This window comes from Bartonella sp. HY038, assembly GCF_014117425.1.
Taxonomy (GTDB): domain Bacteria; phylum Pseudomonadota; class Alphaproteobacteria; order Rhizobiales; family Rhizobiaceae; genus HY038.
This window is the reverse complement of the sequence record NZ_CP059725.1, coordinates 655,691-677,523: the sequence shown is the minus strand read 5'-3', so window position 1 is coordinate 677,523 and position 21,833 is coordinate 655,691. Positions and strand designations below refer to the sequence as shown.

Genomic DNA, 21,833 nt, shown 5'->3' with positions numbered 1-21,833 from the left:
AATATGCCCTAATTATTGAATAAGTTAAAGAATGAAATGCTGCATCAACTTGCTTTGACTTTTAGTCTTGCCACATTTTTCAACGCAAAATCATAAAAATTATCAGGAATAATAAATAGCAATACGATTGCCATTTATCTCTCGCACATTAATATCCATATCATAAATTGCTTTTAAACAATCGGTTTCAATGATTTCGCTTGGCGATCCTTTCGCAATAAGTTTGCCATCACGCATAGCGACAATGGTATCTGAATAGCAAGATGCAAAATTAATATCATGAACAACAATAACAATAGTTTTGCCAAGCTCATCAGCAGCGCGGCGCAATTGCTTCATCATCGAAACAGAATGGTTCATATCAAGATTGTTAAGTGGCTCGTCTAGCAGGACGTAATCAGTATCTTGACAAATAACCATGGCAACAAATGCGCGTTGACGCTGGCCGCCCGATAATTGATCAAGAAAGCGATTTTGCAAATCTTCAAGGCCAAGATAACGGATTGCGGAATCGACAAATTGCCTATCTTCCAACGTTGGCCGCCCCTTACTATAAGGGTAGCGACCAAAAGTAACCAATTCACGCACGGTTAAACGTGATGTTAAGACATTTTCTTGTCGCAAAATTGAAAGCCGTTTAGCAAGCTCATCACTCGGGGTTTTTAAAATATCAAGACCCCCAACCGAAATTTCGCCTTTATCCATCGGTGTTAAACGGCTTGCCATCGTTAGCAATGTTGACTTACCTGCGCCGTTAGGCCCAATAATCGAGGTAATGCCTTGCGCTGGTATTGTAAGATGGACATCATCAACTACCAAGCGGTCATTATAGGCTTTCGACACACCTTTAATTTCAATCATCGCAAGGATCCCCTCAAAAGCAGGCAGATAAAGACAATACCACCAATAAATTCTATAATTACCGCAAGCGGCACGCCAAGGTTAAAGACATGTGTCATAATGAATTGACCGCCAACTAAGCTTATTATGGCCAAAAGCGCAGCAATTGGTAAAATAATAATATGTCGATAGCTGCCTGCAAGCTGGTAGGCAAGACTTGCGACCAATAATCCGAAAAAGAGAACTGGCCCAACCAGTGCTGTTGAGACAGAAACAAGAATAGTTACTAGCATTAAAATGAACGTGACATTTTTCTTATAATCAACACCAAGGTTAATTGAGATTTCACGCCCCAATGCCAAAGTATCAAGGCAATTACGCTTGGCAAAAACAAAAATACTCACAACCAGAATAATGCAAAAGGCTGGTAAAAGCGCATCGGAGTTAACGCTATTGAAATTGGCAAAGAAACGCTCTTGTAACCCTACAAATGAATCTGGATCAATTTTTCTTTGCAAGAGAACATTTAAGCTGCGGAAAAATGTGCCAAGTACAATACCTACTAATAAAACAAGATGCAGGCTTTTATTCTCACCAGCAAATAGCCACCTGAATAATGTCGTAGCAAAAACAACCAAAATAAGTGTTTGGATAATAAAGCCAGTAACACTGCTTACCAACGCAAGCCCTGAGACACCAACCGAATAAACAACCACTGTTTGCGCCAAAAGGTATAATTGGTCAAAGCCCATGATAGACGGTGTCAAAATACGATTATTGGTAACTGTTTGAAAAAGCACTGTTGAAATAGCAATCGCATAGCCAACAATGACAAGTGAAATGAGCGATTTACCACGTAGTGTTAATGCAAAGGACATATTGCCAAGCAAGTTCCACGACATAAAAAATATGCTAAAAACGACAGCAATTACGACTAATAGTGCAATAATATAAGCAGGTCTATTGATAGATTTAAGCAAAACGGTTTCCCCTTCTTAATAGGAGGAAAAGGAAAATACCGCTACCAACCACACCCAAAATGGTACTGATTGGAATTTCAAAAGGATAATTGATTAAGCGGCTCATTATATCACAAGATAACACCGCTGATGCGCCCAAAAGTGCAACCCAAGGCACGGCGCGCCGCATATTATCACCAATGAATAGCGCAACAATATTGGGTACAATAAGGCCCAAAAATGGAATTTGCCCAACAGTTACCACAACCAGTGCTGTGGTCATTGCAACAATTATAAGCCCCATCATAACAATACGCCGATAGTTAACCCCAAGATTAGTGGTAAAATCTTCACCAAGGCCTGCAACAGTAAAACGGTCTGCGGCAATATAGGCAAGCAATACAAGTGGCGCCGCAATCCACAAAAGTTCATACTGTCCTTGCATCACACTTGAAAAATCGCCGGACATCCATGCTTGCAGAGATTGGATCTTATCGTGTTTATAGGCAAAAAATGTACTAATCGACCCGATAACCCCGCCAAGCATAATACCAACCAATGGCACCAATAAAGCTGACCGCAATGGTATACGGCGTAAAATTGCCATAAAGATTAATGTGCCAATGAGCGCAAATAAAGCTGCGACAGCAGCTTTTAAGATAACAGGCAAATCAGGTGCTAATAATAAAACGGTTAAAATTCCTAAGGATGCAGAATCTACCGTACCAGCAGTAGACGGCTCAACAAAACGATTACGAGCCAAAAGCTGCATGATTGTGCCAGAAATAGTCATGGCAACGCCAACAAGAATAAGCGCAGCAGTTCGTGGAATACGTGTTGCCCAAAAAACATTCCAAGCATAAGGGTCAAGCGCCCAAAGCCTTGATGGCGTAACATCGCTAACACCAACAAATATACTGCAAAGGGCGAGAATGCAGACAATTAATAATCCGCCAATTAGCTTTCCCAAGAAATTATTCCCAGCATGTTGTTATATAATAAGCAGGTTTTGCCCCAACTGCTTATTCCCAAATGATTAAGTGAAATCTAGTTTGAATGATTAGTCATATAAAACAAGTATATTTTAATCAACTTTTTAAAATTGCCTTTTTTGGTTTTATTCGTCTTTTTAACAGGGATTTTATGGCACCGTGTGATAAACACAAAAAAGGAATTCGCGTGCTAACCAATTATTTAAAAGAAAAGCGGGCCTTTATGGTGCCCGCTTTAAAAAACTCAAAATTGAATATTGTAATAAAGTCTATCAACAAAAACGATAAATGATAGATTCTGCCAATAACAATTTATTTTGCATCAGCAGCTTTAAAGGCTTTCATCAATTGGTCTGCTGTTTCGTGAAGACCACTTAAACCACCGCCAACGAGGTACCAGTTTTGTGGATCAAGATAAACAATATGCTTTTTTTGTGCAACTTTTGATTCATTAACAACTGGATTATCAAGCATTTGAGCGGCAGACTGACCTTCACGACCAATAGCAGCATCACGGTCAATAACGAAAAGCCAATCAGGATTTTTTTCCAAAATATATTCAGATGAAATTGGCTGGCCATGGCGACCAACGGGTAGATCTGCAACAGCTGGAGAAACGCCAAAGCCTGAATAAAGTAGACCAAAGCGTGAGCCTGGGCCAAATGCACTCATTTTACCGCCAGTTGTTAAAATAAGCAGACCATTGCCCTTGCCATCTGCTTCTTTTTTCACTTCAGCAAGAGTTGCGGCAAGCTTTTCGATTTCGGCCTTAGCTTCCGCTTCCTTGCCAAAAATCTTACCTAAAATTTCAACATTACGATCAACATCGCCAAGATAATTATCTGTTGATACAGTTGTATCAATAGTTGGCGCAATAGCTGCTAATTCTTTAAGCTTTGGCTGTGAACGACCGCCAGCAATAATAAGGTCGGGTTTAAGCGAAGCGATAAGCTCATAATTTGGCTCGAAAAGTGTACCAACTTTGGTAATTTTTTCATCGCTAAAGGCTTCAAGATATTTAGGCAAACCAATTTCTGGTAGAGCAATGACCGTATCACCTGCACCAAGGCGCTGAAGATTATCAAGGCTTGCAAGATCAAAGACCACAACTTTTTTAGGTTGAAGCGGCACTTCGCTTTCACCTGATGCATGGGTAATCTTAATATTTTCTGCAAATGATGGTGTGCTAAAGCCTGCCATTGCCAACATAGTGCTAAAAACAGCACCAATAAGGAATTTACGTTTCGTTACCATTTAATCATCCTTGCTTTCATTGTTAGAAAACTACATTTATAATTAGGCATCACCTAATCACCTAAAGCAAACTTAGTTTCTTTATAAAATCCTAATTGCTCTAAATCTCTCATAAACCAATCTTCAATTCCTTGAACTGACTTAGATCCCCCAAATTTTAGCCTATGAAACTATACACTGAAATTCACCTTTATATTTATTTCAAAAGCCTTATGCAATTTTGCTGAAGCCTTTTACCCAGTTTAAAATCGACCTTTAATCATTATTGAGCTTGATTTTGGCAAATTTCAAACAATCATGAACCGATGGCTCAACCATGGTGCCATGACTATCATTTTCATAAAGCTGATAATTTTCTTCTATAAATGGATATTGTTTCAATAAATCAAACACATATTTGCCATTGGGACCACCACGAGTTTCTGCAAGTTTTTTGGCTTCCTCGGGCGATAGTTGCGCTCGTTGCGCACGCTTACCCGAAGCAGAAATAAGCAGATAAGTTTTTTGATTATTATTCGTATCAGCAAATAATGGTTCCGCTTTAAAACGTTCTAATATGCCATGCTTACTCCACCAAATGGACGGATCTGCGGCGCAATAAATATTATAACGCTGGCGACCATCTAGCATTTCATGTAAAACAAATAATCCACCCAAGGAATGGCCATATAGAATTTGTTGATTATCATTTATATTATATTGCTTTTTTATTAATGGACGTAAGTCATCCATAATAAAACGGCTAAATGCAGCGCGCCCACCTGTATTGGGTGGAGTTTTTCCCTCCCTATGTGGGAAATTTTCAGGCTTTGCCTTTTCGGTGAGGTCATAATAGCGCCGCGTTACGATTTCGTCTCTATTGTCTAAAGGGTAACCAATAGCAACAATAATCGCATCTGGTTTATTTTTAACCGCATAATCAAACGTCATATTTCCATCAAGCAACCAAACGACTGGCCAACCATCTTGCGGCGCTGACTGTTTGGGAGTAGCGACAAAGATGCGATAACTTTCCAGATCAGCTTTTTCCGTATCTATCGAACGCGATGCATTATTGGTTGGCGTAATTTTTATATCAAAATGACGAATATCCATATTCAATGCTTCGCTGTGAATGGCTGTTACTTTTTCACTTTGCGCAAAACATGGTTGCATGACCAAGATCGTCAGCATGCATGAGCCAAACAGTGTTAAAATTCTACGCAATTGAGTTTAACCTATATTTTTAATATTTACGGACAAAGGGTTCATTATTTTTCAATTTACGGGTAAATTAGCAAAGCATTGCAGTATATTTACCAACTTACCCGCTATTTAATTTAAAAGTTGGACGTCATTGACACCCAAAGGCGCCGGCCTTCAACCACATTATTAAATTCGTCAACACTGACGCGTTTATCAAAAAGATTATAAACTGCTGCATTTAATGAAACATAGTCACTAAACTTATAGCTGCCACCAATATCAAAGGTGAAATAATCCTTATATTCACGGGCAACCACTTGGCCATTACGAACAACAGCCGTTCCAGCTGCACCAATACGTAAACCAGCATTGGTTTCCTTACCGTGATAATTACCGCCAGCCCAAGCATCTAACCCGTCAACCGGTGTATGCCAATCGGCACGTATACTACCCATGTGTTCTGGTGTACGAGCAAGTGGTAAGCCCTTATAATCACCAGTTTTTTGCTCTGAATGGGTGTAGGTATAATTTCCACGCAAAGAAACAGCTTCAATTGGCGACCAAGTTCCGGTTAATTCCACACCTTGCATAACCGCATCGTCAATATTGATAAATTCCCACAAGACATAATTTGGGTCTACCGACCATTCAGCAAGATTACCATTTGCATCAACAACCTGTTGGTTGCTTATCTTATCCTTAAAATCTGTATAGAAATAAGTTGCACCAAGCTGTAAGTTTTCAAGATTGTCATATAGGGCCGCAAATTCATAAGATGTGCTCTTTTCTGGTTGCAAACCGCTTGAACCGATAATAACACCGCAACGACCACGGCCACTTGGGGGATTTTGCCCATAAAAACAATTGCCGCCACCTGTCGTATAAGCATAACCAGGGGCAATTTGACGTATTTCAGGAGCACGGAAACCAGTTGAGATACCACCCTTTAAAGTAATATTATCAGTTGCATGCCAAACTGCATAACCACGTGGACTCCAATGGGTGCCATAAATTTCATGGTGATCCATACGCAAACCACCGGTTATTGAAAATGAATTGCTAATCCACCATTCATCTTCACCAAACAATGCCCATTGCGTCACATCAAATTTTTCATCTTGCGCAGTGCGTAAGCCTGGGTTTTGATCGGTTAAATCATTGCGAATGAACTGAGCGCCGGTAACAAGTGTATGGTTACCCGCTAGGCTGAACGGTGTGGTGAATTTGCCATCAATAATAGTATTGCGAATAGTTGGCGCACGCAAATTAGCAACGAAATCTTGCGTATTATTATTCCAAGTATAGCTTTCACGCTTAGCCGTTTCTTGAAGCACTGAAAACTCTGCAGTTGTCCAACCAAGGCGCCCAGTGTAACCAAAAGATAAATGGTCACGCGTATTTAGATTGTAGGTATCAACAGCGGCGCGATTATTATTGACCGAGCGTTCAATATTATTGCCAACTGTGCTAAAGCGCTTCAGCTTTGTTGTACCAGCTTCAAAGGTTAAGTCGTGATCCTTATTGGGAGTAACCGTGACGCGGCCCGTAATATCAATTTCTTTTTTCTTTGGTGTACCAGAGACAATTGCGTCTTCCTCGCGGCCCATGCCACGCCCCCATAATTGCAAGCCTATTACATCAGGTTGCAAGGGACCAGCAGCATAATAGCTTACCTGCGCACTATTACCATATTCGCTATGCTGGTTAGCCGTACCATCAACCGTTATTGTTCCGGTCCATTTTTCTGGAACTTTACGGGTTATAATATTGATAACGCCGCCCATAGCATCTGAGCCGTAAAGCGAGGACATAGGCCCGCGCACGACTTCGATCCGCTCAATAGCGCCAGCTGGTGGAACAAAGCTTTGCTCAAAACCAGAATTACCATTAGTGCGAGCATCACGAGTGCTTTGTCTTTTACCATCAACTAAAATGAGTGTATAGGCACCTGGAAGACCACGGATAAAGATATCCTGCTCAGCAGCCGACCCAGTGACGGCAACGCCTTGAACATTACGCAACGCATCACCTAGATCGCGGAATGATCCTTTTTCAAGCTCTTCTCGCGGAATAACCGTGATGCTTGCAGGGGCATCATTAACCGTCTGCTCAAAACCGGTTGCAGTTACAACAACGGTTTGCAAACGCGTTGAAGCATTTTCATCGCTTGCTTCTTCACTTGTTGCTGTTTGTGTTGTTTCGCCCTGTGTTGCTACAGTTTCGGCAACTTGCTGTGCATTAGTATGGCGTGTGGTACGGCTTTGTGCTGGTGTGGTTTGCGCAATTGCTGGGCTTGCTAATACGATTGCTGAAGTAGAAATAGTTAGAACAGACAAAATAGACGCCAATCTACGCCGACAGCTCGTTCCGCTTAACATTGCTTTCAATTTCATAGCTTTCCAATACCTCTGCCAAGATAACATGATTTAATTTATCATCTTTTACAAAAGTAAAAACATTGTCATGTCAATAGCGTTATTTTTAACCCCTCTAAACAAGGTGAAATTTTGTCAAAATTTGTTCAAAATAAAGGAAACATTACAAATAATTTAGAAAACACATGTGTATTACTCAATAAATATAGAATTGTTCAACGCGCGAATTTACTGTAATATCAAAGAATTAATTTAAGTGTTTTCGAAAATAGTGTAGGATTGTTTTATTTGAAGTATAAAAATGAATAAGGCATGATATTGCCTTAATTTGAAAAAGAGTTCTATAGGGAGTGGGTATGAAAAAAATTGCATTTTTAGGGCTTGGTGTCATGGGCTTTCCTATGGCCGGGCATTTGGCAAAAGCTGGTTATGAGGTGACTGTTTATAATCGCACGAAAACCAAAGCTGACCATTGGGTCACCACCTATCAAGGTAAGAGTGCTGATACACCGTCTGAGGCCGCCAAAGGACAAGATATTGTTTTTTCTTGCGTTGGCAATGATAAGGATCTTATTGAAATTACCCTTGGTGACAATGGGGCTTTTAAAGCAATGAACAAAGGGGCCATTTTTGTTGATCATACCACCGCCTCTGCAGAGGTTGCGCGCAAGCTTTATGAGGAAGCGCAAAAATGTGAGCTTAACTTTATAGATGCACCAGTTTCTGGTGGCCAAGCTGGCGCAGAAAATGGCAAACTTACTGTAATGTGTGGCGGTGACCAAGCAATATATGAAAAGATTGAAAAGGCAATTGACAGCTATGCGGTTTCAGTGCGGCTTATGGGGCCGGCCGGATCTGGTCAATTGTGCAAAATGGTCAACCAAATTTGTCTTGCGGGCATTGTACAAGGCCTATCGGAAGGCTTACAATTTGGCGTAAATGCCGGACTTGACATGAAATCGGTGATAGAAGTCTTATCAAAGGGTGCTGCTGGTTCATGGCAAATGGAAAACCGTGGCAATACCATGGTTGACAATAAATTTGATTTTGGCTTTGCGGTTGATCTTATGCGCAAAGACCTAGGCATCTGTCTTAATGAAGCAAGATATAATGGCTCCACCTTGCCAATCACTGCTTTGATTGATCAATTTTATGCTGACATCCAGCGCGCCGGCAATAACCGTTTTGATACATCAAGCCTTATTACCCGCTTGCGTGACTAGGGTCAAAACTAATATAGGGAGCTACTAATTTTTAGCTCCCTATAGTTTAACTATCCATTGGTTCATCATCAAGGCGATTAACCGCCAATGCAAAAACAATTTCGGCAACGGTGCCTTTACCAGTTTCAGAATAAAGATTAAAACGCGCATTATTAGCATCTGCTAATGCCTTAGTTAGCGGTAAACCAAGGCCTGTGCCACGATCAATATTATCATCGATACTATCATTTTGTAAGGGGCGTGAAATTTGATGGAAGGGCAGCATTGCTTCTTCCATTTCGTTTTCACTCATACCAATACCACTATCACGAACGCGCAATAATACACCGGCATTTTCATGACGCAAGGCTGAAATAATAATTTGACCACCTGGCGGTGTAAACCGAATAGCATTGGACAAGAGATTAAGAATTATCTGCTTTACAGAACGTTTATCAGCAGCAATATCGGGCAAGTCATGAGCTATATTTGAGCGCATAATGATGCGACCAGTATTGGCTTGCGGCGCCATTAGCCCCAAAACCTCTTTTAAAATAGGCACTATTGAGACATTACGAATATCAATTGTGGTACGCCCTTCAGCAATTTTGGCTGCATCAAGCAAATCATTGATAAGCGTCATGATATGGCCACCAGAATTGACAATATCACGCAAATAACCGCGATAGCGATCATTATTAAGAGAGCCGAATTTTTCTTCCAAAATAAGTTCAGAAAGACCTATTATCGCGTTAAGCGGCGTGCGAATTTCATGACTTACCAAGGCAAGATAACGCGATTTACGCAAAGACTCCTCCTCTGCTTGATGGCGCGCGACCACCAACTCAGATGCAGCGGAATGGATAACACTTAAATCACGCAGCATAAGGAAATAGCCCTCATCGAGCTCCATTTTTCCAAAACTTACAAATAGGCTTATAGCGTCGCCATCACTGCGCTTTGCCTCAAACTCGTAGCCCTCACCAAAAGGGGGCTTGTCATTACTTTGCCTAACCGTATCGAAATATTGGTTGACCATATCAACACTTTTAGGACTAAAGAACTGGACAAAATTGCGCCCTTTAATTTCATCAGCATCAAAACCAAGCATGCGTTGCGCCGCTTCATTGACCGAATGAATAAGTCCAGTATCGTCAACAATAAGAACGCCATCTGAAATTAAATTCAATAATATGGATAATTCCACTGCTTTACGCTGCAAAGCCTCAAAATCTTCCCGATCAATAGAATCTTGTTTTTCAAGATTACCAAAAGAAATCATTGAAGCTTCACGGCCATCTGCCCAAGTAACACCACGCATTTGCGGACGTACTGACCAGATCTGATCATTACTACCAATGAGAATATTACGCGGCAACCATTCCCGTAAGATAACTGATAAAATCCCGTGAGCCCTAAATGAATCAAGGGTTGGAAAACCGGTTAAGCGCAATAATTCGTCACTTGCAAATAGAACTCGATTATCACGATAAATAAGAATGGGTAAAGGCAAATGCTGTAGCAATGTAAATTCGATACGCGGAGAAGGTATAATAGGCAAAGCCATATCATGGGGAGACTGTGAAGTCTTGCCAGCATCCAATGCACCCGCACCAAATATTTCGAGCTTTTCGGCAGGACGTAGATTTAAGCGGCTGCGATGTCCATCAGGTATATCGCTCTCTTCAGTTTCAAGCGCTAATGGGCTGCTGTCATGCTCTGGATATTGATTTGGGCTTTCCCCTGCCCTTTCATCCAATCCAATATCTTCGCCTAATATCGGTAAAGAAGAGGAATTGGATTGATTGTCTTCATCTAAGAAAGTTGCTTGCCGCATTAGCTCATCAATATTGGGGGAAATATCTTCAACAAAGGCATTGCTTTTCGACTGATCATCAAGCTCGATTTCTTCAATAGCACTGTCATCCCAAAAATTAAGGTCTTGCTCTTCACGCGGTTCTATTGCTTCAACACCATTTGCTTCCAGCGAGCGACGTAAAGCTGCCAAGGCCTCCTCAATAGTTTGCGGCGTTTCCTCTTTATCTCCTTCTTCTATCGTACCCAATTCCTCTTCATTGTGATCCTTTGCTTCAACCACGACATTAAGATCACCATCATCGTCACTATCAACCAAGTCAGTGCTCTTCTTTCCTGTGACTTGGTTTTCTGTATCTTGGTTTTCTCTATCTTGATCGTTGATTTCAGCTTTTTGCTCTACAAGGTTTTCGGCTTCTGTAACATCAGATCTTTGTTTGGCATCTTGTGATTTTTCGGCCAGAATTTCCCTATCTTCATCGCCTTCTATATCTTCCAATTTTTTTACATCAAGCCTGTCTTCTGATGTTTCAGTAATCAAATCATCTTCAGCCCATTCTTGCTCCAATGCTGTTTCAAGATCATCATCGGGCAATGTCGCCATCACCAAATCATCTTCGCTAGACATTTGAGACGTTTTGGGCGAGTTGTTTTTTTGCGTATTCATTACCCTTTCAGGCAATTTTGGCAACACATCAGTACTTTTTAACTGTATAGAGCTAGCCCCTGATAATATATTACTATCATAATGATTAAGTAAGGCGTCAATGGCCAGATCACTGTTTTGCGTGTCTGGCTCGTCATCATTTGAAAAACCATATTCTTCATCAAGCGTTGGCAAAGTTGAAAGAGCTGGCAAAACTTTATCTTCTTGCTCAATAGCTTCAGGCAAGTTTAATGGCTGATCATCAAGGGCAATTTCACTGTCCTCAACATCATGATGTGTATTGCTATCACTTTCTTCGCCATCTTCTAGACCATCAACATCTAACTTTGATGACGCAACAATTTTTTCTTCAATATTTACCGGCAAATTATCTATAACTTTGTCAGTACCAATTAAAGCATCGTCTTGTTGGTCGTTATTATTGTCTTGCTTATTGCTAATTTGAATATTGTCAATAATAGCATTCGTCTGTTTAGCCTGCGATGGTTGGAAGACTATGGGCTGATTATTTTCGTCAGCGATAATCCCCTCATCAGCACCCAGTTCTTTTTCGCTAGAGCGGGGTTTAGCCGAAGATGCTTTTAAATATTCATCATTTTTGGCTTGGCGCAGATTTCTTGGTAATTCAACGGCAAGAATATCAGCCTTCAATTTGCGGGCGATTATTGTAAATGCTTCATGCTCTTGCGCGGTTAAACCTTTTGGACCACGATTGCGTGCAAGGTTCAATCCTTCTTCTTTTACTGTCATTTTTGCTTCATTTATTATACCAAAACCACGATAGCCACTAAATTCACGATCCCGTGAATAAATTGGCAAGGCTGAAAATTCAATTTCAACCCGACTTTCACCGCCTTCAACAGGCCAATATATCTTACGTTCCGACCAGGCTTTATGGCTTTTTAATAAAGCCCGCATCGCTCCATTGCTGTCCATATTCCATTCTTTGGCAAGGCTTGTAAAACATTTATCAATAACATCTCCAAAGCGGGGGCCAACAGCCGTTTCCAACTCCGGAGAAACATCAATAAAAAAATTATTTTCATCAAGCTGCCACGCAAATTGCAATGGAAAGCGCGTTACATCAAAAACAAATTCCTGTTTTACTTCATCTTTGTCAGCATTGTCATTATCATCATTGGGCTTTGCCGCAATGAGTAAAAAAATTGCCGGCTGTTTGTTGAGTTCCAATACACCGACAGGCATATCTGAATAATTTTTCAGCAAACGCTTCTTTACACCACCGCCCGATTGCGCTTCATGCAGCAATGCCATCAAATCTTCATCAACAACAAAATCGGGTCGAAAACCCTTGGTTGCACTCAAAATATTGCCCGAAACATCTAAAACTGCAGCCTCAGTAAATTCATCTCCTAAACCATTGGTTAAATCTACAAAACCTGCATCAGAGGCAACGGCTGCGATTGAACGCAAGAAGACCACTTGCCCTAAATGCTCCATGTCTATTGCATTAATTAAAAAAGACTGTGCGGCAGGGATACCACCAATTTTTACACCACGTTTTGTGGCTAAACCGTTTTCAATTTGCAAACGAGTTAAATTATCAAAACCACTATCAACACCAATTGAATCTGCAACGGTACGAAAACCTAAAAAATGAGCACCAGCTCCATTTGCCCAAAGAATAGTTTCAAAATCGCTTGATAAAATAATAGAAATACGGCCGGCAAGATATGCATCACGCACTTGCGGATTTGCTAAAATATCCAAAAAAGCATGCGGAGCTGCCATAGTGATCATTCCTGGTTCAAAAATTATTTTACCAGTTTACAGCCTTAATCAAACTTATGCATGTATTTTAAAAGGAAAAATGGATTTTTAGTTAACGCGCTGATACAGCAACAAATAAAATAGAATTTACTATTTAATTTCAATATATTAGGCAGTTAGCTTTTTACAAAGGCACAATGGAAAATTAATAAGATAATTTATAATATATCTATTTTGGATAATTCCATTAAATATTTACTTGTTTTGAAAGCGTGTAAATCTAAGTGTAGCAAAGAAAAACATGCTTCAACGCCTCAAAATTCACTCAAAAGAAGCTAGAATGAAAGTTTCAGCGAAAGGGATTCGCACCTCTCGCTGAAATGTCTCATGAATATTTAAACCGCAACGGTTACAAATTTCAAATCAAGATAGGCGTTTATAGCCTCCGAGCCACCTTCTGTGCCATAGCCGGAATCGCGTATACCGCCAAATGGAACTTCTTGCAGGGCAAGGCCATTATGGTTGATACTGGTCATACCTGCATTAACCAAACTGCCCAGCGCATGGACACGTGCTGCGGATTTGGTAAAGGCATAAGATGCAAGCCCATAACGCAGGCGATTGGCCTCGTTAAACATATCATCATCCGTTTTATAGCGATTAATGATTGCTATCGGGCCAAAAGGTTCTTCATTCATGATTTCGGCAGAAGTTGGCACATCGGTAATGATCGTTGGCTCGAAAAAATAGCCCTTATTACCAATACGCTTACCACCTAAAATAACCTTACCACCCTTTGAAGTTGCATCCTGCAACATATTTTCCATAGCTGGAATACGCCGGTCATTGGCAAGCGGTCCCATATCGACACCTTGTTCTAAACCGTTGCCGACATTCATCATTTTTGCAGCCAAGGTGAATTTTTCAACATATTCATCATAGACGTTATCTTGCACGATAAAACGAGTTGGCGATGCACATACTTGACCTGCATTGCGGAATTTGGACGCCGCCATTGTACTTACAGCAATATCAATATCAGCATCATCAAAAACAAGAACCGGCGCATGTCCACCTAGCTCCATCGTCGCTTTTTTCATATGTTGCCCAGCAAGGCTTGCAAGATGTTTGCCAACCGCAGTTGAACCAGTAAATGATATTTTTTCAATAGCTGGATGAGCGATAAAGAACTCTGATATTTGCGCAGGCACACCAAAAACAAGTGCGATGACACCTGCTGGCACACCAGCATCAATAAAACAATTGATCATGGCAGCAGGAGAAGCCGGCGTTTCTTCTGGTGCTTTAATAACAATGCTACAACCTGCAGCTAAGGCGGCAGATAATTTGCGTACAACTTGGTTAATTGGAAAATTCCAAGGCGTAAAAGCTGCCACAGGTCCAACAGGGCGTTTAATCACCATTTGGGTTACATTGGTGCTGCGTGCAGGTATAATCTGTCCATAGGTACGGCGCGCTTCTTCAGCGAACCAATCGATAGTATCAGCAGCGCCCATTACTTCCATCTTGGCTTGCGCGCTAGGCTTGCCTTGTTCGCGTGTCATAAACCAAGCAATAAGCTGGCTGCGCTCGCGTAATAATTGCGCCGCCTTACGCATAATTTTAGCGCGCTCAAAAGGTGAAACATTCTTCCAAATTTCGAACCCCTTAGCGATAGATTGTGCAGCAGCTTCAAGGTCATTATTCGATGCGACACTTACTTGGCCAATAATTTCTTCTGTTGCCGGATCAATAACCGGCATTTTCTTATTGCCTTCACTTTCGCGCCACGTATTGTCAATTAACAGAAGTGTATCGGGATATGGACCTTGCATGATTTCCTCCACTATGAAAGTCAAATTTCTATGCCCAGCTTGTCATGGATAAAATGGCAATGTCAATATTAGAAATCATCATTTATAAATACTGTAATAATGTTACAGATAATAAACAACTGGCCACCATTTTATTGAATACTAAATGCTAATAGACGAAAGGCATTTTTAATAAAAGAACACTATCCTTTATCAAAAATGCCCTTATATAATCTATTTCAATTGACTATCTTTGCTACCACGGCGGTTATAAGTACTTTGTATTTTGCTTGTTTTTTCATGTTCGCTCTGACAGGCAACACAAAGCTTTACCCCCTTTAACGCAAGCCTGCGCCTTTCGGGAATAGCTTCATCACACTCAACGCAAAAATACTCACTTTCACCACTTGGCAAACGCTGTCGTGCAAGCTTTAAAGCATCATCAAGGCTTGCATCAACTTGCTCTTGAACTGCACCATCTGCGGTCCATCCACCAGCCATTTAACACTCCTTTTATATTATTAATAATTTAAAAATATATAAGTATTGCAAGGGCCTAATTCAAGTTTGCAAAGACTATAGGTGGCGTTACCAAAGGCTAAAAAAATCAACAAAAAGTGATGCGGTTTTGGAAGAAAAACTCAATAAATTAACTCCAATGAGCAAAAGGATCATTTAATTTTTGCCATTGTGCAAAATTAAGACTTTCTTCTTCAATAAGACAATCGTCAAGACAGATCCGCAGCATTTTTTCATCCATTGGATCACAACCGATAAAAACAATTTCTTGCCGCCTATCTCCCCATATTGGATCCATTTTTTGTGCCATCATCTCACGCCATTGGTCATTTTCGGGCCATTTATTTTTCGGCACTGACGACCACCAACGGCCATATCTTTGGGTGCGCATTTGCGCACCAGCTTGGCTGATTTCTCCGACGAAATCAGGCCGTGTTGCCAACCAAAAAAAGCCCTTAGCACGTACAACGCCCGGCCAAGAACTATTAAGAAAATTTTGCAGCTTTTGGGGATGAAATGGACGACGCGCACGATAAACAAATGAGCGAATACCATATTCTTCAGTTTCTGGAATATGATCTTTAAAGCCATAAAGCTCTTTGGCCCAAAGTGGGTGATCTGCTACCTTTTCAAAATCAAATAAACCGGTATTTAATAACTGATCTGGTGCAACTTCACCAAAGTTTGCTTCAATAATTTTAGCATCAGCATTTAACGAGCGGATGATGGTTTTAGCAAATTGAAGATTTTCTGGGCTGGCGCTATCAATTTTGTTCAAAATAATAATATTTGCAAATTCGATTTGATCAACCAATAAATCAATCAAAGTACGTTCATCATTATCACCAGCAGTTTCACCTAAATCCGCAAGACGCTGACTATTAGAATAATAATGCAATAAATTTGCAGTATCGACAACTGTCACCATCGTATCCAAGCGTACAAGGTCGGAAAGACTTTTACCATCTTCATCACGCCAATCAAAAGTTGCCGCAACCGGCATAGGCTCCGATATCCCAGTCGATTCGATCAACAAATAATCGAAACGGTTTTGCTTAGCTAAACGCTCGACTTCAACTAGTAAATCTTCACGCAAGGTGCAGCAAATACAACCATTAGTAAGCTCTACCAACTGCGCATCAAGACGTGAAAGACTGCTTGCTTCATCACCGCTTAAATCGGCGCGAATAAGCTCAGCGTCAATATTAATCTCACTCATATCATTAACAATAATGGCTACTTTCATATTTTTTTGATTATTTAAAATATGATTGAGCAAGGTGGTCTTACCAGCCCCCAAAAAACCCGACAAAACTGTAACTGGTAAGCGGCAATCTTGGTTCATTATTTACTCCAATGCAAAACAATTTAAAAACCGGAATTAGAAAAAAAGTACAAAAGCATCCGTTGCCAACCATCAAAGATGGCAGCTTCTTAACCATTTTCGCCTTTGGATATTTTCCTTTATTCAATTCAACTGTATTTGTAATGTAATAACATTACATTGTCTAGTAGTTTTTTATAATTCTAAACTGCTTTGTGAGTTTATAAATTATCCTTGGATTTATGCTGTGATGAATCGACTTACAAACAGTACTCCAATCTAATCATCAATGGACCTCACCAAATAATCGACAGGTTTTATAGAGCCGCCATAATTAAATCATAATCCAATAATACCAGTCAAAGTACTTTGTAATGCAAAGTCCACTTTAATAAAAAGTTATCATAGCTTATGAGTTGCTAACATCAACTTTTTAAAAAGTAGGCTTTGCAATAAGGCATAGACAAACTTAGTATAATAGTTTTTGACGGGGTAAACATGGGCGATCTTGATAAGGCACTTGCCGATATTTCCTTTATCCGCCAACAAATGGCAACGACAAAGGAATTTCGCGGGCTTGGTCCAATGACAATGGCGTTGACTGCTATTTTGGCTTTTATCACCGGCGGCTTGCAATATATATTTCCGCAACTTGCGGCCACACCCTTTGCCTTTTTTAGCTCGTGGATTGTTACAGCAATCATAGCAACGCTTTTAGTTGGCGGCGAAATGATTGCGCGCTCAAGACGCCACCATCAAGGCATGGCAGATGAAATGGTGCTAGCCGCCATGAGCCATTTATTGCCAGCTGGTATCATCGGTGCCTTGCTTTTAACAGCCTTTGCCTTTTATGCGCCAGACCTATATTGGTTGTTACCACCATTATGGTTGATGTTGGTTGGTTGCTGCCTTTTTGCAGCATTGCGAATTTTACCGCCATCGCTTGCCATTGGTGCTGCTGCCTATGTTGTTTTGGGCTTTGCAACTTTTATTTTCACCGTGCAATCGCGTGACTTATCACCACTTGCTATGGCTTTACCCTTTGGCTGCGCCCAAAGTCTTATGGCCTTTTTACTTTATACAGCAAAAGGTAAAAAAAATGCCTAACTCATCATCTGCTCCGTTTTCTTATGAAAATCTTGATAAAATCATTCACGAGCGCGCGCGCCTTGCCATTCTAACCTCGCTAAGTGCCCATGATAGCGCCATGAAATTTGCCGATCTTAAAAATTCTTGTGGTCTTAGTGATGGCAATCTAAGCCGCCATTTACAAGTATTGCAAGAAGCAGGCCTGGTTGAGATTGATAAATATTTTGATAAATTACGCCCTGTTACCACCTGCAAGATGACGAGCGAAGGGCAACAACGTTTTTTAGATTATATCAATATACTCGAACAAATTATTCGCGATGCCGCCCTTGCCCGTGAAACCATTCCAAAAAGCTTAAAACCCGCCCCCACTTAATCTCCTATAAGCCGCATAAAATAACTAAAATTATCATCTCTTGGTTCATACACCGAGCAGATCTTGCATATTCTTTTTTTGAAAATATCATTAAACACTCATTATTAGGTAAATATCATGCATTATGACTTGATTGATTTTAAAAACAAAAAACCACTCCACGTTGCAATTATCATGGATGGCAATGGTCGCTTTGCATCACGACAAGGTCTACCGCGTTCCTATGGGCATTATCAGGGAGCAGAAGCAGTTCGCAAAGCATTTATCCATGCAAAAAATCTTAATATCAAAACATTAACGCTTTTTGGTATGTCAACGGATAATTTTAAGCGCCCAGCCCAAGAAGTTGAAACCATGATGGAGATTTTCACATTGTTTCTATTGGCTGAGACAGAAAACCTTATCAACCATAATGTCAAACTTACGGTCATTGGCATGAGGGAGCGCCTGCCAGAAAAATTGCTTTTGGCAATTGATTATGCCGAAAGCCAAACCGCCCATTGCACCGGTGTGCACATGCGTATAGCAATTGATTATTCATCACGAGACCAAATTTTAAAAGCCATAAAATCCCTTGATAACAACCAAGATATTGACCGCGACCTTTTTCACCAAGCATTAACCGGAAGCCCAGAAATTGGCGATGTTGATCTTGTCATACGCACCAGCGGCGAACAAAGATTATCCGATTTTTTACTATGGGAAAGCGCCTATGCTGAATTATGGTTTACTCAAAAAATGTGGCCCGAGTTTGAACCTGAAGATCTTGTTGCAGCCGTGACTTTCTTCCACAATCGCGAACGCCGCTTTGGGCTAGTTGGTAAAAGCCCTACCAGCGCGCCGGTAAATTACCAACGTTTAACTGCATAATTGGATATATGAATAATCTATAAAGAGTTTTATCATTTTTTTTAAAAAAAACCAAAACATGCAAAAAAACAAAAAATCCTAAGCAAACAAGGCAAGCCTAGGATTTTCATTTTCAAAAGCTAATTTAAGCTATTTACATTTGCCCATTAGCGGAATGTGGTAATGCGACCAAAGGTGCTCTTAGTGCCCCAAATACCACGGCGCAAACATTCAAGCTGCACAATTTGGCTGTGATCGATAAACAAATTGACATCAATACCATAATTTTTAATGTACCATGAGAAGACTTCAGGGTCTGCAGCTTCAAACATGACATTTTCCATACCAACATTTTTCATGATTTTTGCTGCAACATCGGTGCGCCATGGATCAGCATTTTCGGTAATGCCTTCCGATTCAATCATGATAATCGAAGCGCCAGCATTAAGACAATCATTAGCAGTATCAATCAAGATTTGCGGATCGCGCGTGCCTTCAGCCTCTAGCTCGGCTTTAGACGTATCACCCCCTGCCCCAAACTGAATGCCAATTTCAGGCTTTGGTTTCAACCCCGCTTTCTTCACCTTATCAATCAACCGGATAAGATCGGGTGTTGGTAACTGGATAAAACCTGTTGACAGCTCAATCATATCAAATTCTAAGCGCACACATTCTTCAATATAGGCATCAATTTGCGTTGGTGCGCGGGCAAGAACATTTTCAATCCAACCACCAGTTGAAACATAAACACCGTGATCATGACAAATGCGATTGATCTTGCGAACATAATCTGCCGGCATAAGTGAAAAAGAACCTCCGGCATATTTATAGCCATCGACATGCTCACCCATACCTTCTAATAATTCCTTAGTATAGGTTGGGGTAACCATAGCATAATAAGGCCCACGAATTTCCGTAATTGACTTGTTGCGCGGCTTGGGGTCGCGATCATTCATTGGCACAAACGGAAATGAACGATTTTTCCAAACATCAGATTGCGGCTTGTCACTCATATTAAACTCCATTGTTTAAAGAAAATAATTATAAATTAGTCGCGCACAGGCCATAGATAGATAAAACTCAATCTTAAATATGGGCCATCAACGCAGTTATGTTAGGAATTTTGTCTAGAGCACGCCCACTTATCGTTTGGGCAATGGCGTGCTCTAGATTCTTTGGTTCGTGCATTTTAATGAAAACCACTGCGCGGTTTTTAAAAATGCTTTAAACTTTGAGATGCGCCAAAATCTCAGTAAATTCACGAACCTTTATTTTTTCAATATTTTGCACAGCATCAATGATTGCTTTGCGCGCCCTTTCAGATGTAAATGGCGTTGCAAGACCGTTAAATTTGGCAACAACTGTCTCCCAACTCATTGGACGGGTACGAAAGCCCTCATAATCAGTTTTATCAATTGAAAATTTCTTGCCATCTTTTAAGCTAACGTTAAGCGTTGTTGCTACCTCTTGCGGGAAGCGATCGGTATATTCTTTGCTTGGTCGCACAACAAAGCGCTTTAACAAGGATTGAATATCATCTCTAATAATACGGGCATCATCATATTGGGCAGGCAAAACATTACCATCAATCAAAGCGACACCAACCATATATTGTAAGGAATGATCGGCCTCTTCCTTGGTTCTAATAATCGTCTTGTCACCTTCTTCGCCGCCGCCGATAATGTGAAAGGCAACATCAAAAATATCGATTTCGATTTTGTCAATTTGATCCCAGGTAAAGCCTTCACGAGCTTGCAGCTCAAGCGCACCTTCGATGGAAGATTGCGAGTGAATTTCGGCATTATATTTCTTGATAATTGACTGAACGACATTTTCAAGATCTTCCTTTTGCCAATTAATGGTAAAAGGCCCAGCTATTGCGTCCTTAAAGCCTTTGTTGCCCTCAAATACTTCTTCAGGGCCGGTTATACCGCGCATCGCTAAAAACGCGCTATGCGTGCCAATAAAGGCGGTATTGGGATAGGCTAGCCCTTTCCAATGGGATAAAGCCCCAGTGCGGGTAACGCGCAGGGCATTATTACAAGTGCCAGATATCGCAATGGCATTGGCGGTTTTTTCATCATCAAGCTTCAAGGCTTTAGCAACACCAGCCGCAACGGCATAGGCGCCTTGAACCGTGTGGTCAAAACCCTTGGCACGCACCGGCGCCACATCACAAAGGCGACCCTGCACCTGATAGGCAACCGCCATAGCGGTTAAAAAATCTGCTCCGCTCGCATCACTATATTCAGCCGCAGCAAGCACCGCACCAAGATTATCAGACTGGTGGCAGGTTTCCCCCTTAGCAAGATAGCTGTCCATAAAATCAAGATAGCGAACGAGTGCACCATTATAAAAAGCCGCACGATCCGGCGCGGTTTTACCACCACCAATCAAGGTTGATAGGGGGCGACCACCAAAATCCTCCAATTGCTCACGGATCATATGGATAGGTTCACCATCCAATGCCCCAATCGCAACGCCAACCGAGTCAAGGATACGCTTTTTTAATTCGTCCTTGGCTGTATCTGACATCATATCAATATTAGCATGGGTTACAAAACGCGCCAATTGGCGCACTTCTGTATCCTTATGCCCTGCTTCTTGCTGTGTATTATGATTTGCCATAGTGTATCCTCCAAATTTTACACAATTATTCATTTTCAAAAGCGTAAGATCTTTGAATTAAGTGAAATGGATATACATTTTAATTGTAATAAATATAAATATAATTACCACAAAATGTAATAATTATAACTATTCCAATAATCTATTTGGTATTTCAAGAATCTTTTAAAAAGATTTTCTATTTTAAATTTACATTTTTTAATATATAAATAGT

Annotated in this window: 16 protein-coding genes; 4 read left to right on the top strand and 12 right to left on the bottom strand. The window is 40.7% G+C overall.

Translation table 11 applies throughout. The features are described from left to right. Window positions 1-102: 102 nt before the first annotated feature. From H3299_RS02760 to H3299_RS02735, 6 genes are all read right to left on the bottom strand, one after another. Complete coding sequence (locus H3299_RS02760; RefSeq protein ID WP_182418805.1) at window positions 103-861, bottom strand: ABC transporter ATP-binding protein; 759 nt, start codon at window positions 859-861, stop codon at window positions 103-105. Next, entirely contained in the window at window positions 858-1,820 is a 963-nt protein-coding gene (locus H3299_RS02755) for an iron chelate uptake ABC transporter family permease subunit (RefSeq protein WP_246708121.1), read from the bottom strand. The genes H3299_RS02760 and H3299_RS02755 overlap by 4 nt, the downstream gene beginning before the upstream one ends. Further along, complete coding sequence (locus tag H3299_RS02750; protein WP_182418804.1) at window positions 1,813-2,769, bottom strand: ABC transporter permease; 957 nt, start codon at window positions 2,767-2,769, stop codon at window positions 1,813-1,815. Before H3299_RS02750 ends, H3299_RS02755 begins: the two co-directional genes overlap by 8 nt. Before the next feature lie 334 nt (window positions 2,770-3,103). Then, window positions 3,104-4,045: a siderophore ABC transporter substrate-binding protein gene (locus H3299_RS02745; RefSeq protein ID WP_182418803.1), complete on the bottom strand. Its 942-nt coding sequence runs from the start codon at window positions 4,043-4,045 to the stop codon at window positions 3,104-3,106. 255 nt (window positions 4,046-4,300) lie between these two features. Further along, window positions 4,301-5,218: an alpha/beta hydrolase gene (locus H3299_RS02740; protein ID WP_182418802.1), complete on the bottom strand. Its 918-nt coding sequence runs from the start codon at window positions 5,216-5,218 to the stop codon at window positions 4,301-4,303. Between the two features lie 146 nt (window positions 5,219-5,364). Then, window positions 5,365-7,623 carry a TonB-dependent receptor domain-containing protein gene (locus tag H3299_RS02735; RefSeq protein WP_246708120.1) on the bottom strand — a complete coding sequence of 753 codons (2,259 nt, stop codon included), beginning with the start codon at window positions 7,621-7,623 and terminating at the stop codon, window positions 5,365-5,367. 338 nt (window positions 7,624-7,961) lie between these two features. Between H3299_RS02735 and H3299_RS02730 the strand changes: the two genes are divergently transcribed. Beyond that, a complete protein-coding gene (locus H3299_RS02730) occupies window positions 7,962-8,828 on the top strand; it encodes an NAD(P)-dependent oxidoreductase (RefSeq protein ID WP_182418801.1) in 867 nt (288 codons plus the stop codon). A 46-nt stretch (window positions 8,829-8,874) separates the two neighbouring features. Here H3299_RS02730 and H3299_RS02725 read toward each other — a convergent pair whose 3' ends face one another. From H3299_RS02725 to H3299_RS02710, 4 genes are all read right to left on the bottom strand, one after another. Continuing rightward, entirely contained in the window at window positions 8,875-13,041 is a 4,167-nt protein-coding gene (locus H3299_RS02725; RefSeq protein WP_182418800.1) for an ATP-binding protein, read from the bottom strand. A 374-nt stretch (window positions 13,042-13,415) separates the two neighbouring features. After that, complete coding sequence (locus tag H3299_RS02720; protein ID WP_182418799.1) at window positions 13,416-14,855, bottom strand: NAD-dependent succinate-semialdehyde dehydrogenase; 1,440 nt, start codon at window positions 14,853-14,855, stop codon at window positions 13,416-13,418. A 213-nt stretch (window positions 14,856-15,068) separates the two neighbouring features. Then, window positions 15,069-15,335, bottom strand: coding sequence for a DksA/TraR family C4-type zinc finger protein (locus H3299_RS02715; RefSeq protein WP_182418798.1), 267 nt, complete (start codon window positions 15,333-15,335; stop codon window positions 15,069-15,071). Window positions 15,336-15,483: 148 nt separating this feature from the next. Continuing rightward, a complete protein-coding gene (locus H3299_RS02710) occupies window positions 15,484-16,698 on the bottom strand; it encodes a GTP-binding protein (RefSeq protein WP_182418797.1) in 1,215 nt (404 codons plus the stop codon). A 477-nt stretch (window positions 16,699-17,175) separates the two neighbouring features. Here H3299_RS02710 and H3299_RS02705 point away from each other — a divergent pair, with 477 nt between their 5' ends. From H3299_RS02705 to uppS, 3 genes are all read left to right on the top strand, one after another. Beyond that, a complete protein-coding gene (locus H3299_RS02705; RefSeq protein ID WP_182418796.1) occupies window positions 17,176-17,784 on the top strand; it encodes a hypothetical protein in 609 nt (202 codons plus the stop codon). Further along, window positions 17,777-18,142, top strand: a complete 366-nt coding sequence (locus H3299_RS02700; RefSeq protein WP_182418795.1) for a transcriptional regulator — start codon at window positions 17,777-17,779, stop codon at window positions 18,140-18,142. Before H3299_RS02705 ends, H3299_RS02700 begins: the two co-directional genes overlap by 8 nt. 117 nt (window positions 18,143-18,259) lie before the next feature. Then, window positions 18,260-19,012 (top strand): polyprenyl diphosphate synthase, encoded by a 753-nt coding sequence (gene uppS, locus H3299_RS02695; protein ID WP_182418794.1) that lies wholly within the window; start codon window positions 18,260-18,262, stop codon window positions 19,010-19,012. 146 nt (window positions 19,013-19,158) lie between these two features. Here uppS and H3299_RS02690 read toward each other — a convergent pair whose 3' ends face one another. Beyond that, window positions 19,159-20,004, bottom strand: a complete 846-nt coding sequence (locus H3299_RS02690; RefSeq protein ID WP_182418793.1) for a phosphosulfolactate synthase — start codon at window positions 20,002-20,004, stop codon at window positions 19,159-19,161. 211 nt (window positions 20,005-20,215) lie between these two features. Next, window positions 20,216-21,619 carry an MmgE/PrpD family protein gene (locus tag H3299_RS02685; protein WP_182418792.1) on the bottom strand — a complete coding sequence of 468 codons (1,404 nt, stop codon included), beginning with the start codon at window positions 21,617-21,619 and terminating at the stop codon, window positions 20,216-20,218. Window positions 21,620-21,833 lie beyond the last annotated feature (214 nt).